This window comes from Pseudomonas sp. 5Vm1k (assembly GCF_056161485.1).
In genome coordinates this window covers 202,939-218,062 of record NZ_JBSPCZ010000007.1, presented here as the reverse complement: position 1 = coordinate 218,062, position 15,124 = coordinate 202,939, and the positions used below count along the sequence as shown (strand labels likewise).

The following is a 15,124-nucleotide window of genomic DNA, read 5'->3' as shown; positions in this document are numbered from 1 at the left end:
ATCACCCCGCGTGTCGATAGATTGAGCTGGGCGGAAATCCGCCGACTGGCCCTGCATCATAAAAAATCCCTGTGGATCGCCAACGGCGTGGCCGTGCTGGCGACCCTGTGCAGTGTGCCGATCCCGTTGCTGTTGCCGTTGCTGGTGGACGAAGTGCTACTGGGCCACGGCGATTCCGCGCTGAAGATCATGAACCACGCACTGCCCGATGCCTGGCAGAAAGCCGCCGGCTACATTGGCCTGATGTTGCTGGTGACCTTCGTTCTGCGCTGTGGCGCGTTGCTGTTCAACGTGGTGCAAGCGAAGTTGTTTGCGGCGCTGGCCAAGGACATCGTTTACCGCATCCGCGTGCGACTGATCGAACGGCTCAAGCGCATTTCCCTCGGTGAATACGAAAGCCTGGGCAGCGGCACGGTGACTACGCACCTGGTCACCGACCTGGACACCCTCGACAAGTTTGTCGGCGAAACCCTCAGTCGTTTCCTCGTGGCGATGCTCACTTTGGTCGGTACCGCGAGCATTCTGGTGTGGATGCACTGGAAACTGGCGTTGCTGATCATGCTGTTCAATCCGCTGGTAATCTACGCCACGGTGCAGTTGGGCAAACGGGTCAAGCACCTGAAGAAACTCGAGAACGACAGCACTTCGCGCTTCACCCAGGCGTTGACCGAAACCCTGGATTCGATCCAGGAAGTGCGCGCCGGCAACCGCCAGGGTTTTTTCCTCGGACGGCTCGGCCAGCGCGCCCGGGAAGTGCGCGATTACGCGGTGAACTCCCAGTGGAAAACCGACGCGTCGAACCGGGCCAGCGGTTTGCTGTTCCAGTTTGGCATCGATATTTTCCGGGCCGCCGCGATGCTCACAGTGCTGTTTTCCGACCTGTCCATTGGCCAGATGCTCGCGGTATTCAGTTACCTGTGGTTCATGATCGGCCCGGTGGAGCAGCTGCTGAATCTGCAATACGCCTACTACGCCGCCGGTGGCGCGCTGTCGCGGATCAACGAATTGCTGGCCCGTGCCGATGAGCCGCAATACCCCGGCGGTGTCGATCCGTTCCAGGGTCGCAATACCGTGGGCATCGACGTGCAGGGCCTGAGTTTCAGTTATGGCGATGAGCTGGTGCTGGACCAGATGAACCTGAGCATCGCCCCCGGTGAAAAAGTCGCGATTGTCGGCGCCAGCGGTGGCGGTAAAAGCACCCTGGTGCAGTTGCTGCTGGGTTTGTACACGCCGCTGGCCGGGACCATTCGTTTCGGTGGTGCGACGCAAGAAGAGATCGGCCTGGAAACCGTGCGGGAAAATGTCGCGGTGGTGCTGCAGCATCCGGCGCTGTTCAACGACACCATCCGGGCCAACCTGACCATGGGCCGCGAACGCAGCGACGAAGCGTGTTGGCAGGCCCTGGAAATCGCCCAGCTCGATGGCACGGTGCGCGGCTTGCCCCAGGGTCTGGACAGTGTGGTCGGTCGTTCCGGTGTGCGTTTGTCCGGTGGCCAGCGTCAACGGCTGGCCATTGCGCGGATGGTCCTGGCCCAGCCCAAAGTGGTGATCCTCGACGAGGCCACCTCGGCGCTGGATGCCGCTACCGAATACAACCTGCATGAAGCGCTGGCGCGATTTCTCAGCGAGCGCACCACCCTGATCATTGCCCACCGACTGTCAGCGGTGAAGCAGGCCGACCGCGTGCTGGTGTTCGATGGCGGGCGCATCGCCGAGGATGGCGACCATCAGCAACTGATTGCCGATGGTGGTTTGTACGCCAAGCTTTATGGGCATTTGCAGCAGTTGTAGGTCAGTTCCACAGGACTTGCAGGGCGTTTTTCCCGCCGTCGTATCCAAACTCCTTGACGACCACCGAGCAGCTGTTGCACGGAGGCATGGTTGTGGAGATGTTGACGGACTGGATCATGTCGCGATTCGGGTATTTCTCGCGGATCACGCTGATCAGTTTGGCCTCGCTGTCCAGGGACGTCGGGCGACTGGTCAGCGCAGGCTGGTAGGTGTCGATGTCTTTTATCGTATGCGGTACGGCCAACAACTTGCCATCCGGTGAGACGTTAAGTGAGCTCCTGGTAAATGCCCGATTGAAATCGATGTTGAAATAAGTTGTGCCGTTAATGATCACCTGACCAGGCGGGAATGGTGGCTGAAACAGCGGCAAATAACCGGTCAGCCCCTGCGCACCCGAAACGCTGACATAAACCTCCCGTGCCCCGGCCGCCGTGATGACTTCGGCATAGGCAATATTCCTCGCGTTCTGTGTACGAAGTCTTTTAGGAAGCAATTTCTGGAGCTTGTTCATTGTTGAATGGATTTTCAGGTTGCTGTTCATCGGGGTCGAAATGGTTTCCTCGACGAACAGCGTATCGAAGATTTCCGCGGTTCTTTGTCGAAAGGGCTCCGAGGCCTCCATGCTGCGTGACCACGACGTCGCGCCCTCCGGCAGACGGCTGACGATCATGCGTGTCGAATGATCGAACAGCAGCGCCTCACCAGGACTGGTGTCGACTTTCAACCATTGGAGCGTCTCGGGTGGCCTGGCGTGGCCACCGATCGGTATGGCGATTTCTTCCATGGTTTTCAAGGCGCGCTCAACGGCGTCGGTCCCATGGATTCGCACCATGTTGTTGGCATTCAGGGAGCCGGTGTAGACCGTTTTCAGTTCGGCATTCAGCTCCTTGGGCAGTGTTTTGGCTTTTCTGAAGGTCAGGAGCTCATGGGCCTTTTGCCCCTTGAGGCGTTCGGCGACATAAAAATCGCCAGCATTAATACGAATATAAATGTAGTGCCTGGATTCATCCATGGATTCGACGATGATGGCGCCCACCCTCAAGTTGTCCACGAGTTATTGGCGCGGATCGGGCAGGCTGAGCATGACCCGTCCGTAGATACCTTTCTGGAACTCCAGGGTGGCGTCGAGGCTTGCGTGCCTGGCGATGTCTGCGGCCCGCATCGGTGCACGGTCAGTGGCGGGAGTGTAGATAACATCGCCAAACCAGAGTGCCCAGCCTTTGGTTTCATCGTAACTGCCGATGCTCGGGACTGGGGCCGGGTCACGGGTCACGTAGCGGGTCTTGCAGACAGCGGAGGCCGGGGCTCGACTTATCCGGCAGGGGATGGCCTTGAGTGCATCGTCATCGATCAGGTCGGCGCGACGCAGCGTGTCGCCGTCCAGTCTGTATGGCACGTCGTCGAGAAACATCGTGGTACGGCCATCGACTTCAAGCACTTCGCGCACACGGGTATGTTCAGGGACCTCGATGAGCGCATGGTTGTCGGTCTTGCCCAGGGAATCGTAGCGGGATCGCCCTGGCGACAGTTCGCCGGATTTGGTCGCCAGGGTTGGGCCAAACAATTTGGACGATAGCGGATCGACCAGGCGATAGTCGGACTTTCCAGCGCTTGCCAGATTACGGACCGATACGTCGTCGACGCCGTTTACCCGGGCCAGTTCCTCACCGTCCACCAAGGGCTTCCAGTGACCCACATCGCCAACCTGGGGGTGGCTGCGCACGAAGTTATAGCGACCTGCTCGTCCCAGCAGTTCCATCAGCCTGAAACGTCCGGCGCGACCTAACTTCATAATGACCACACGCAGTCCGTTCAGCAGAGAGAGGGGACCATCGATCGGGTTCAGAGCGCCGGCAATCGAAATCACCAGTTCCAACGTCAGTGATCTGACCGACGGCAACGTGGCACGCAAGGTCAGCCGGCTGGAACGGGCGACCAATTGCATCGAGCCCGAGGCAAATTTGCCGATCGGCAACGCAAATGAAAGGACATCGGCGAACAGGCCGAACGCGCCGTCGATCAAGCGTGTCTTGTCGCCCGATTCCAGGTCTTCGATACTGCTCCAGAACGGCACCAGCATCTTTGCAACGGCGACGACTTTTTCGTACCAGGCCGTGTTGCGATCGAACTGGGTCTGACCATAAGCGGCGTTGCGCAGTGCTTTCGGGTCGACGAATAGCAGCCCGCTTGCAATGGCATGACTGATTTTCACCGCGCGATACGAGGACAATGTTTGCGGGGGGAGGGCGGCGTTTTCCTCGCTATAGGGGGTTGCATCAAGGGTGTCGCCCAACTGTTCGATGATGGCCTGGCAACGGCTTTCCTTTCGCGGTGCGCTGCCGTTTGAATGAGCGTCCCAGTCAAATGGCAGATCCTTATGCCGCCATACCGAAACGGCCACGGTGCCGGATCCGGAAACGCGCCAGCGTTCAGTCTGGAGATCGCCACTGAACAACCCCGAATCCAGTTTATCGAGGCGGCGTATCACGCCTGCCTTGGGCAACAGTTCGTAATGCGTGGTGTTATCGGCATGGGTTGCCTGGAGGATCAGGCCATTGCGGGCTCTGAGCGGCAAGATCAGCTCAGGTGTCTCGTTTTGCGCCTCAATGCCCTGGCTTTCTTTTCTCAGGCTATGGATCTTGACTTCTCCGAACTCCAGGGCCAGACGGTCAGCGCAAGGCAGCGATGCAATCAGGCTTCTGATCAGCGTTTCGTAGGCGGTCGTGGTTTTCTGTACATAGTGTTCGAATTCCGCCTCGAACAATGCCTTTACATCAGGCATCTTGGTGAACGGCGACATGACTACTCGCAAACCCATGAACTCGCTCTCTGGAGCGGGCCATGCCCCTTCGGTTTTTATCGTTCGATGCTCATCGATCCGAACCCATTGTTTGCTGAGCGTGGTGCCATCAGCTTCTGTAACCTGCCATATTTTCTGATTATCAAACTTGCCGGAGGCCAGTACGTCGAGGAACGAGTAGTACTCGTAATCCTTGCCCGGGAGGTAGGGGGCGTCACGAGAAACAGAAATAGGCGGGGCCAGTTTCCTCGCCAGTTTCCGACCGTCCGAGATGAAGGCGTCTTTACCGAATAGCTTTGCCATCTCCCTTTTGCCGATGGACAGGCGTTCGGGGGGCTTTTCGTTGAGTTGGATAACGGCTTTATTGAGTTGCTCGGTGTACTCGTCCAGTTCCGCCAGCGCCCGCTCAACTTCTTTTCGCGTGTACTGGTCATACGGTTTCTGGGCAATGACGCCGTAGGTTCGCGCCCAGTCCAATGTTGGCATCAGCCGCACCAGGCCAATATATTTCAGGGTTTCAGCCGTTGCGTTTTCGCTCAGCAAGAGGGGCAGGTTGGCCAGTTGTTGGAAATTGAGCCGCTCCAGCAATCGGGGATCGCTGGCCTTGATCAAGTTCACACCCGTGACAAAGTTGACCCAGACGATTGAGCTTTTGTAGGCAAGTTCGGCCGGAATCCCTGTTACACGGAATTCGCTAGGAAATAGAGGCAAAAACAACCGGGCAATAACCATCGCCTCTTTTTCCGATGAAGCACGCTTTGACTTAAGTAGATGGGTTTCAAAATCAGCCTGAATGGCCTGATAACTTTTGCCCCAGTTAGCGCGCGCCTGCCAGGCGTAACCGGCAATCTCCTCAGTATGATCATCGGTAGGCCCTGTCAGCCAGAGTTGCAGTGCCTGGGCGATCAGCCGGGTTTTGATAAAGGGTGAAGTGTCTTCACCGATTTCCCCGCCATACCAATCCAGGGTCGATAGCAACAGCACTCCCAGTTGTTCGGCTTCGGCGCTTAGCAGGATTTTTTGCAGATAAACAGTCGGTGTCGCCCGAACTTGCTCGAGGGTGGCATCAGCCAGGATGGTGTTGGCGAGGTGGGTCAGTGGTGATGTGTTTTGATCAGGCCGGAACTGGTTGAGGGTGTCGATGATTTCCGCGCGGATGATCCCCGCGTGAATCTTCTGGGTATCGATCTGCGAAGGCTCGGACGAGTCACGTCGATGGGCTCGGAATACGGCGCGATCTTTATCAGTGGGGCGTCGTCTCAGCACCAGAATATCGAAGTCGTCCTCCAGCCTTAGTTGATGGCTGGCGATTTTTTCTTGCAGGGTCTTTATCGCGGCGGGATGTTCTAGCGGGTGTCGCGGCGTCCACGGGGCGAGGCCGTAAAACTCGCACATCCTGCCCAGGCTGATCGTACGGTTGGAGTTGATCTGACCGCCTAATAAAGAGGCGGCCCGTTCGATCCGGGGTTTGAACGCTTGCCAACTGGCCTGTTCCATCAGATCCAGGGTGACTTTGTAACCCTCGTTACTCCAGCCTCGATAAACATACTGGCCCTTTTCAAGGGTGACGTTCAGGTCGCCGTGTTTGACTTGATGCTTTGTGCACATATCGATGTAATCCCGGTCGCGCAATAAGTGCCATAGCGCATTCAGGCCGTCCTCGCTCACCCGGTGCAGCGGTGAAAAAGGCCCTATCGGTATTAGATTAAAGAGATGAACCTGGTTGGGGGGTTCGTTCATGGCAGACAGCAAGAGTTGGTAATCTTCCAGCTGGCCTGTATGCAGTTGGGCTTCGGTAGGGTGTGTCGGCGGGAACAGGCCGCCGGACGTGATTGTTTGCATGAAGGAGCATCTCCTGATGGTTGTTGAGCTTCGCATCGCTTTGCGCGAGGGCGTCCTGGCTCGATTACAAGCGATCAAGTGAAGTCCGAGGTGGTACATAGTTATGGCAGCGGATGTCTTTGGGGCGCTGTTGACCGTCCTTTTTGGCCGATCTGCACTGAAAAGCCGTTATTTATGGCAACTTGTCCATGTTGCGAGCAGACGCCTCCTTGCGGGGAGAGGGAACGCCTCCTAGTCTTGCGGGAGTGGTCAGATCTGGATGATGATCAGGGCAGCGCCTATGCAAGGGACCTCATGAAGCCAAAACGGACTCTCGGAACGCCACGATTGTTAGGCATCGTCTGGCCGTTTATCGCCGTCGTGCTGTTTCAAGCGTTGCTTGGCGGCGTCAGCCTCTATGTGCTGTCGGCGGTGCGCGGCTATGTGGCCGGTGAAAGCCTGTGGTCCAAGGGCCAGAAAGACGCCATCTATTACCTCAACCTCTACGCCGACAATCGCGACGAAGTGATCTTTCGCAAATACCAGAACGCCATTGCCGTGCCCCAGGGCGGGCATGAGTTGCGCGTGGCGCTGGACAAGCAACCTCCGGATCTCGAAGCCGCGCGGGTGGGGATTCTCAAGGGCGGCAACCATCCGGACGACGTCGCCAGCCTGATCTGGCTGTACCTCAACTTCCGGCACTTCAGTTACCTGGAAAAAGCCATCGACCGCTGGACCGTGGGCGACGCTTACCTGGTGCAGCTCGATGACGTCGCCCGGGAAATGCACCAGAGCGTCGTCGATAATCAGGCCACCTCGGCCGATATCAAGCGCTGGAAGGATCAGATTTTTGCCATCAACGACGGCGTAACCCCGGCGGCCAAGGCGTTCAGCGATGCGCTGGGCGAGGGCTCGCGGGTCATCCTGCGGCTGTTGCTGGTGACCAATCTGGCGACGGCGCTGGGGCTGATCGTCCTGGCGTTGCTGCGCACCCACAAGCTGCTCAAGCAGCGCCATGCCTTCGCCGAGGCGTTGCAACTGGAGAAGGACCGGGCGCAAATTACCTTGCAGTCGATTGGCGATGGGGTGATTACCACGGATGTCGAAGGGGCGATTGCTTACATGAACCCCGCTGCCGAGGCCATGACCCACTGGAAAGCCGAACAAGCCACCGGGTTGCCGCTGGCGGCGCTGTTCAATCTGTTGGACGAGAACGCCCAGGCCGACGGCTTTACCTTGATCGAGCATATTCTGAGTGGCCAACTCAGCGGCGGTAGCGAGCATTCCAAGCTGATCCAGCGCCTGGACGGCAGCACGGTGTCGGTGACCCTGGTTGGCGCACCGATCCGCAATGCCGGCAAGGTCAGTGGCACGGTGCTGGTGCTGCACGACATGACCCAGGAACGGCAATACATCGCCAATCTGTCCTGGCAGGCGACCCACGACGCTTTGACCGGGCTGGCCAACCGCCGGGAATTCGAATATCGCCTGGAGCAGGCGCTGCACAACCTGACGCGCCAGCCGGGGCGCCACGCCTTGATGTTCCTCGATCTGGATCAGTTCAAACTGGTCAACGACACTTGCGGCCATGCGGCGGGGGATGAGTTGCTGCGGCATATCTGCGCGTTGCTGCAATCCGGCCTGCGTGAAGGTGACACCCTGGCCAGGCTGGGCGGCGACGAATTCGGTATTTTGCTGGAGAACTGTGCACCGGAGCATGCGGAAAAAATCGCCGAGGTGCTGCGCCAGACCGTGCAGAACCTGCACTTTGTCTGGAAGGGCCGGCCGTTCCTGACCACCGTCAGCATTGGCCTGGTGCATGTCGCGCAAACCCCGACCACCCTCGAATCCTCGCTGCGCGCCGCCGATATGGCCTGTTACATGGCCAAGGAAAAGGGGCGCAACCGGGTGCAGGTCTATCATGCCGACGACTCGGAACTGTCCCTGCGTTTCGGTGAAATGGCCTGGGTGCAACGCTTGCACATGGCGCTGGAGGAAAACCGCTTCTGCCTGTACGCCCAGGAAATCGCGCCGTTGGGGCATGTCGAGCACGGCGGCGGGCACATCGAAATACTGCTGCGCCTGCATGACGAGGCCGGGCGGATGATCTTGCCCGACAGTTTCATTCCGGCCGCCGAGCGTTATGGCTTGATGACGTCGCTGGATCGCTGGGTTGTAGAGAATGTATTCAAGATCATCGCGCAATGTATTGGCGAACAGCGCAAAGGACCGTTGGCCATGTGTGCGATTAATCTGTCAGGTATTACTATCGGAGATGAGGCGTTCCTGGACTTCTTGCGTGAACAGTTTGTTACTTACGCTATTCCTCCTGAAATGATTTGTTTTGAAATTACAGAAACCAGCGCTATTTCGAATTTGGGAAGTGCAATCAGATTTATTAATGAACTCAAAGGTTTAGGTTGCCACTTTTCACTTGATGACTTTTGCGCCGGAATGTCCTCGTTCGCTTACTTGAAACATTTACCTGTAGACTTCTTGAAGATCGACGGGAGTTTCGTAAAGGATATGCTGGACGACCCGATTAACCGCGCTATGGTCGAGGTGATTAACCACATCGGTCATGTCATGGGTAAGCGCACCATTGCCGAGTTTGTCGAGACACCCCAGATCGAGCAGGCATTGCTCGAAATCGGTGTGGATTACGCTCAAGGGTATGTCATCGAACGCCCGCAATTGTTTACCTGTGACAGCTTGCAAAGTCGTCCCGCCAGACCGCAGCCTCTGTTATTCAAGGCGCCTGGCACGTTCCGTTGAAATCTCTTGCTGATCTTACAATCACAAATCAAAAGGAGCCGAACAGTGATCGACACATTCAACCGAACCGGACCACTCATGGAAGCTGCAAGTTATCCCGCCTGGGCTCAGCAACTGATCCAGGATTGCAGCGAGAGCAAACGCCGGGTTGTCGAACACGAACTGTATCAGCGCATGCGAGATAACAAACTCAGCGCCAAGACTATGCGTCAGTACCTGATAGGGGGCTGGCCGGTAGTCGAGCAGTTCGCGTTGTATATGGCACAAAACCTCACCAAGACCCGCTTTGCCCGCCACCCCGGCGAAGACATGGCGCGGCGCTGGCTGATGCGTAATATTCGTGTCGAACTCAATCACGCCGATTACTGGGTGCACTGGAGCCGGGCTCACGGTGTCAGCCTGGAAGATCTGCAAGCCCAGCAAGTTGCCCCTGAGCTGCATGCGTTAAGCCATTGGTGTTGGCACACCAGTTCAGCGGATTCGCTGATCGTGGCTATCGCCGCTACCAACTACGCCATTGAGGGTGCGACCGGGGAGTGGTCGGCGCTGGTCTGTTCCAGTGGTGTCTACGCGGCAGCCTTCCCTGAGGAAGATCGCAAGCGGGCCATGAAATGGCTGAAGATGCACGCCCAGTACGATGATGCCCACCCGTGGGAAGCGCTGGAAATCATCTGCACCCTGGCTGGCTTGAATCCGAGTAAAGCCCTGCAAGTGGAATTGCGCCAGGCCGTGTGCAAGAGCTACGACTACATGTTCCTGTTTCTTGAACGCTGCATGCAGCAGGAACACGCGGAGCGGGCACCGGTAGCTCGTGAGCGGATGATGTTGGTCGAGAGCTAAAGGTCGTTAAACCCTGTAGGAGCTGCCGAAGGCTGCGATCTTTTGATCTTTGATGGTTTTGAAGCTGCCAAAGATCAAAAGATCGCAGCCTTCGGCAGCTCCTACAGTTGTTTTGATCAGGATCAGCCCGCCATCGCCAGGCGATTACGCCCCTCGCGCTTGGCCACGTACAACGCGCTGTCGGCTCGGCGCAACAGGCTCTCGGCGGATTCGCCGGGCAGCAAGGTCGAGCAGCCGAGGCTGACCGTCAACTCGATCACCTGACCATCGGCGCGATATTCCTGGGCCTGGGCGGCAAGCCGCAGGCGTTCGCCAACCAGCGCCGCAGCTTCCCGGCTAGTGTTCGACAGCAGGATCAAAAACTCCTCGCCACCAAACCGGAACACCATGTCCACGTTGCGCAACTGACCCTTGATCGAGGCGGCAACTGCCTTGAGCACGTCATCGCCGGCGCTGTGCCCGTGACTGTCGTTGACGTCTTTGAAGTGGTCGATATCCAGCATCAGCAACGACAAGGGCTGCAAATGCCGCCGCGACATTTCGATTTCCCGCTGCAGGGTCTGGTCCATGGCGACGCGGTTACCGGTGTCGGTAAGCGGGTCACGCAGGGCGCTTTGGGTCGCGGCACGGTAGAGCAGGGCGTTGCGCATCGGATAGAGCAGCGCCGACAGCAGTGACTCCAGATTGCCCTGTTCCTGTTCGTTGAAACGCTGATTGCGGCGGAACACCAGCTCACCCAGATGTTCACCCTCATGACTCAGGCTGTAGCTGACCGAATGATGACCGCGCTGACCGAATTCCAGGCGCAAGTCACTGGTCTTGTGCTGGTAGCTCAAGGCGTCCAAAGGGACAAGGCGCTGAATTTCGCGGAAAAAGAGCCCGAGAATGCGTTGCGGCTCAAGACTGGTTTGCAGCTGCAGGCCCAGTTGCTGGCGCAATTGCGCAAGACTGACCGGCCTCTCTAGAAGCGGAGGCTGCTGACCAAAGCCCAGGCGTTGCAATTTGGCGCTATCGAAGTCAATTGCGTTGGTCTGGGAAGGTGATTTCATATGGCGTGAGCCCCTAAGCAGTAAGGCTGTCTTACAGGCTGGGTGAGAGCGGCTTTGGGCTGCGCGTCATACTGGTCCATCAGTCCCGTAGGACATTTGGTACGAGTTTAGTCCGCTTTGTCGAAGTTAAGTAACCTATCGACTCAGGCGCCACCGCCAGCTGCTGTCACACTGCGTGTCTGAACAAAATTAGAGCGAAAGTCGTGCCATTCGGTTCATTCGGATAAAAGCCGTTCTAAATCATTGATTTAGAGCGTTTTACGAGAAATGCCGCTGAGGTCGGCGGCATTTGTTTGACTGGGAAGTGCAGGGTTTGCAGCGGTGGTTGCGTGCCGCGACGGTTAAATGTCGCGGCACAAATACGACGTGCGGGCGTTACTGCGCGTTGAACGCCTGGCCATTGATGCCCGTGCTGTCCGGGCCCATCAGATAGAGATAGACCGGCATGATTTCTTCGGGCGTTGGATTATTCAGCGGGTTCTCCCCTGGGTAGGCCTGGGCACGCATGCTGGTGCGGGTGGCGCCGGGGTTGATGCTGTTGGAGCGCACTGGCGCCACGGTGTCGACTTCATCGGCGAGGGTTTGCATCAACCCTTCGGTGGCAAACTTGGAGACGCCATAAGCGCCCCAGTACGCCCGACCCTTGCGCCCGACGCTGCTGGAGGTGAACACCACCGAGGCGTCCTGCGACAACTTGAGCAGCGGCAGCAGGGTGCTGGTGAGCATGAACATGGCGTTGACGTTGACGTGCATGACGCGCATGAAATTTTCGCCTGACAACTGCTCGATCGGCGTGCGCGGACCAATGATCGACGCGTTGTGCAGCAACCCGTCGAGATGGCCGAACTCGGTCTCGATCATCGCCGCCAACTCATCGTATTGATGGGGCAGGGCGGTTTCCAGGTTGAACGGAATGACTGCCGGTTGAGGGTGCCCGGCGGCTTCGATTTCGTCGTAGACCTGAGTCAGGTTGGCTTCGGTCTTGCCCAGCAACAGCACGGTGGCGCCGTGGGCGGCGTAGGTTTTCGCAGCGGCAGCGCCGATGCCACGGCCAGCGCCGGTGACCAGGATGACTCGGCCCTTGAGCAATTCAGGGCGGGCAGAATAATCAAACATAAAAAACCTCAACACAATCCATTAACAAGCTGGGAAAAGATCGCAGCCTTCGGCAGTTCCTGCGCCGATCGTGGTCTCCTGTAGGAGCTGCCGCAGGCTGCGATCTTTTGACCTTGATCAGCAACTACAGAGCGCGCTATCCAGCACCTTGCGCAACTCCAGCGGATGATCCACCACCACATCCGCGCCCCAATGCCGCGGGTTGTCCTCCGGATGGATGTAGCCATAGGTCACGGCGGCGGTCTTGGTGCCGGCGTCGCGGCCCGACTCGATATCGCGCAAATCATCACCGACAAACAACACGCTGGCCGGGTCGAGGTCGAGCATTTTGCAGGCCAGAATCAACGGTTCCGGGTCCGGTTTGCTGTTCTTCACGTGATCCGGGCAGATCAGCAGCGCCGAGCGCTCGGCCAGCCCCAGCTGCTGCATGATCGGTTCGGCAAAACGCAGCGGTTTATTGGTCACCACGCCCCAGATCAGGTTGGCCTTTTCGATATCGGCCAGCAGTTCGCCCATACCATCGAAGAGTTTGCTGTGAACCGCACAACCGACGAGATAGCGTTCCAGGAACTCCAGACGCAGCTCCTCGAAGCCCGGTGATTCCGGGTCCATTGAGAACGTCACCGCCACCATGGCCTTGGCGCCACCGGAGATTTCGTCGCGGATGTGTTGGTCATTCATCGGCGGCAAGCCGCGCTCGGCGCGCATCGCCTGACAGATGGCGATGAAGTCCGGCGCGGTGTCGAGCAGCGTGCCGTCCATGTCGAAAAGGACTGCTCTGATTCGCATCGGCTTACTCCTCGCGCAGGGTCTGGATCATGTAGTTGACGTCCACGTCGGCCGCCAGTTTGTAGTGCTTGGTCAGCGGGTTGTAGGTCAACCCGATGATGTCCTTGACGGTCAGGCCGGCCATGCGGCTCCAGGCACCCAGCTCGGAGGGGCGGATGAATTTCTTGAAGTCGTGAGTGCCGCGAGGCAGCAGCTTCATGATGTATTCCGCGCCGACGATGGCGAACAGGTACGCCTTCGGGTTGCGGTTGATCGTGGAGAAGAACACTTGGCCGCCCGGCTTGACCATCTTGAAGCAGGCGCGGATGACCGAGGACGGATCCGGCACGTGTTCGAGCATTTCCAGGCAGGTGACCACGTCGAACTGCTCGGGCATCTCTTCGGCCAGGGCTTCGGCGGTGATCTGGCGGTACTCGACGCTGACGCCGGATTCCAGTTGATGAAGTTGTGCGACCGCCAATGGCGCTTCGCCCATGTCGATACCCATCACGGTGGCGCCGCGCTGAGCCATGGCTTCGCTGAGGATGCCGCCGCCACAGCCGACGTCGAGGACTTTCTTGCCGGCCAGGTTGACGCGTTCGTCAATCCAGTTGACCCGCAGCGGGTTGATGTCGTGCAGCGGTTTGAACTCGCTTTCGCGGTCCCACCAGCGATGGGCCAGGGCTTCGAATTTGGCGATTTCGGCGTAGTCGACGTTGCTCATGGTGTAAGTCCTCTAAAACTTGAAAAATCCTGTTGCCCCGGCGTTGAGTCCGGGGTGCTTACGATTCGGTGTGGCCGCTGATGCGTTGGCCCCAGGCCTTGGCCGTGGCGCAGAGTTGTTCTTCATCCAGGCGCGTCAGGCGCTTGTCATCGAGCAGTTGCTTGCCGGCGACCCAAACGTGTTTCACGCAGTCGCGGCCAGTGGCGTAGATCAGTTGCGAAACCGGGTCGTAGATCGGTTGTTGGGCCAGGCCGGACAGGTCGAAAGCGACGATGTCCGCGGCCTTGCCGATTTCCAGCGAGCCGACTTCAGTCTCGATGCCCAGCGCGCGGGCCCCGTTGAGGGTGGCCATGCGCAAGGCACGATGAGCATCCAGCGCTGTGGCCGAACCGGCGACAGCCTTGGCCAGCAGCGCGGCGGTGCGGGTTTCGCCGAGCAGGTCGAGGTCATTGTTGCTGGCCGCGCCATCGGTGCCGACGGCCACGTTCACCCCGGCCTGCCATAGGCGTTCCACCGGGCAGAAACCGCTGGCCAGTTTCAGGTTCGATTCCGGGCAATGAATCACATGGGTGTTGCTTTCTACCAGCAAGGCCAGGTCTTCATCGCTGATCTGGGTCATGTGAACCGCCTGAAAGCGCGGCCCGAGCAAGCCCAGGCGCCCGAGGCGGGCCAGCGGGCGTTCACCACGCTGTTCCACCGATTGCTGCACTTCGAAAGCGGTTTCGTGCACGTGCATGTGAATTGCCGCGTCCAGCTCTTCGGCGATTACCCGGATTTTCTCCAGGTTTTCGTCGCCCACGGTGTACGGTGCGTGGGGGCCGAAGGTGATTTTGATGCGCTCGTGGTGCTTGAGATCGCCAAACAGCTCGATGCCCTGACGAATGGCTTCATCCGCCGTGGCGGCACCTGGAATCGGGAAATCGAGGATTGGAATCGCGATTTGCGCGCGAATCCCGCTGTTATGCACGCGTTCGCTGGCAACCTTCGGGAAGAAATACATGTCAGAGAAGCAGGTGATGCCGCCTTTCAGCTGTTCGGCGATCGCCAGGTCCGTACCATCGCGCACGAAATCTTCATCGACCCACTTGGCCTCGGCGGGCCAGATGTGGTTTTCCAGCCAGGTCATCAACGGCAAGTCGTCGGCCAGGCCGCGGAACAGTGTCATCGCCGCGTGGCCGTGGGCGTTGATCAGGCCAGGGCTGAGCAGAACATCCGGGAGCTCGCGGACTTCGGTCGCGTTACACTTCAGCGCTTCGGCACGCGGGCCGATAAACACGATGCGACCGTCGCGGATGCCCAGACCGTGCTCTTTGAGGACCACGCCAGCGGGTTCGACGGGTACCAGCCAGGTCGGCAGCAATAATAAGTCGAGCGCAACGGCAGGTTTCGGCATCGAGGGTCGGTTCCAGTGCTTTTGTAAAGGATGGCGAAGTATACCCG

10 protein-coding genes are annotated in these 15,124 nt (G+C 58.5%); 3 read left to right on the top strand and 7 right to left on the bottom strand.

The window, feature by feature from the left end; all coding sequences use genetic code 11:
• Entirely contained in the window at window positions 1-1,791 is a 1,791-nt protein-coding gene (locus ACWIKB_RS16250) for an ABC transporter ATP-binding protein (protein WP_475268245.1), read from the top strand.
• 1 nt (window position 1,792) lies between these two features.
• Here the strand turns inward: ACWIKB_RS16250 and ACWIKB_RS16245 are convergent, their stop codons facing one another.
• Both ACWIKB_RS16245 and ACWIKB_RS16240 read right to left on the bottom strand, forming a co-directional pair.
• A complete protein-coding gene (locus ACWIKB_RS16245) occupies window positions 1,793-2,827 on the bottom strand; it encodes a hypothetical protein (RefSeq protein WP_475268105.1) in 1,035 nt (344 codons plus the stop codon).
• A gap of 18 nt (window positions 2,828-2,845) precedes the next feature.
• Window positions 2,846-6,433: a hypothetical protein gene (locus ACWIKB_RS16240; protein ID WP_475268104.1), complete on the bottom strand. Its 3,588-nt coding sequence runs from the start codon at window positions 6,431-6,433 to the stop codon at window positions 2,846-2,848.
• 294 nt (window positions 6,434-6,727) lie between these two features.
• Here ACWIKB_RS16240 and ACWIKB_RS16235 point away from each other — a divergent pair, with 294 nt between their 5' ends.
• Window positions 6,728-9,187 (top strand): EAL domain-containing protein, encoded by a 2,460-nt coding sequence (locus tag ACWIKB_RS16235; RefSeq protein ID WP_475268103.1) that lies wholly within the window; start codon window positions 6,728-6,730, stop codon window positions 9,185-9,187.
• Window positions 9,188-9,265: 78 nt separating this feature from the next.
• Window positions 9,266-10,027 (top strand): TenA family transcriptional regulator, encoded by a 762-nt coding sequence (locus ACWIKB_RS16230; protein WP_475268102.1) that lies wholly within the window; start codon window positions 9,266-9,268, stop codon window positions 10,025-10,027.
• Window positions 10,028-10,149: 122 nt separating this feature from the next.
• On the opposite strand, the gene ACWIKB_RS16225 is transcribed toward ACWIKB_RS16230, so the two are convergent.
• The 5 genes from ACWIKB_RS16225 to ACWIKB_RS16205 form a co-directional block, all read right to left on the bottom strand.
• A complete protein-coding gene (locus ACWIKB_RS16225) occupies window positions 10,150-11,076 on the bottom strand; it encodes a GGDEF domain-containing protein (RefSeq protein ID WP_475268101.1) in 927 nt (308 codons plus the stop codon).
• Between the two features lie 375 nt (window positions 11,077-11,451).
• The gene (locus ACWIKB_RS16220) at window positions 11,452-12,192 is read right to left on the bottom strand and encodes a YciK family oxidoreductase (RefSeq protein ID WP_123598539.1); all 741 of its coding nucleotides are present in this window, start codon (window positions 12,190-12,192) and stop codon (window positions 11,452-11,454) included.
• 117 nt (window positions 12,193-12,309) lie between these two features.
• Window positions 12,310-12,981 carry an N-acetylmuramic acid 6-phosphate phosphatase MupP gene (gene mupP / locus ACWIKB_RS16215; RefSeq protein ID WP_475268099.1) on the bottom strand — a complete coding sequence of 224 codons (672 nt, stop codon included), beginning with the start codon at window positions 12,979-12,981 and terminating at the stop codon, window positions 12,310-12,312.
• 4 nt (window positions 12,982-12,985) lie between these two features.
• The gene (ubiG, locus tag ACWIKB_RS16210) at window positions 12,986-13,684 is read right to left on the bottom strand and encodes a bifunctional 2-polyprenyl-6-hydroxyphenol methylase/3-demethylubiquinol 3-O-methyltransferase UbiG (protein WP_109633737.1); all 699 of its coding nucleotides are present in this window, start codon (window positions 13,682-13,684) and stop codon (window positions 12,986-12,988) included.
• Between the two features lie 58 nt (window positions 13,685-13,742).
• Window positions 13,743-15,077, bottom strand: a complete 1,335-nt coding sequence (locus tag ACWIKB_RS16205; protein ID WP_475268097.1) for a TRZ/ATZ family hydrolase — start codon at window positions 15,075-15,077, stop codon at window positions 13,743-13,745.
• Window positions 15,078-15,124 lie beyond the last annotated feature (47 nt).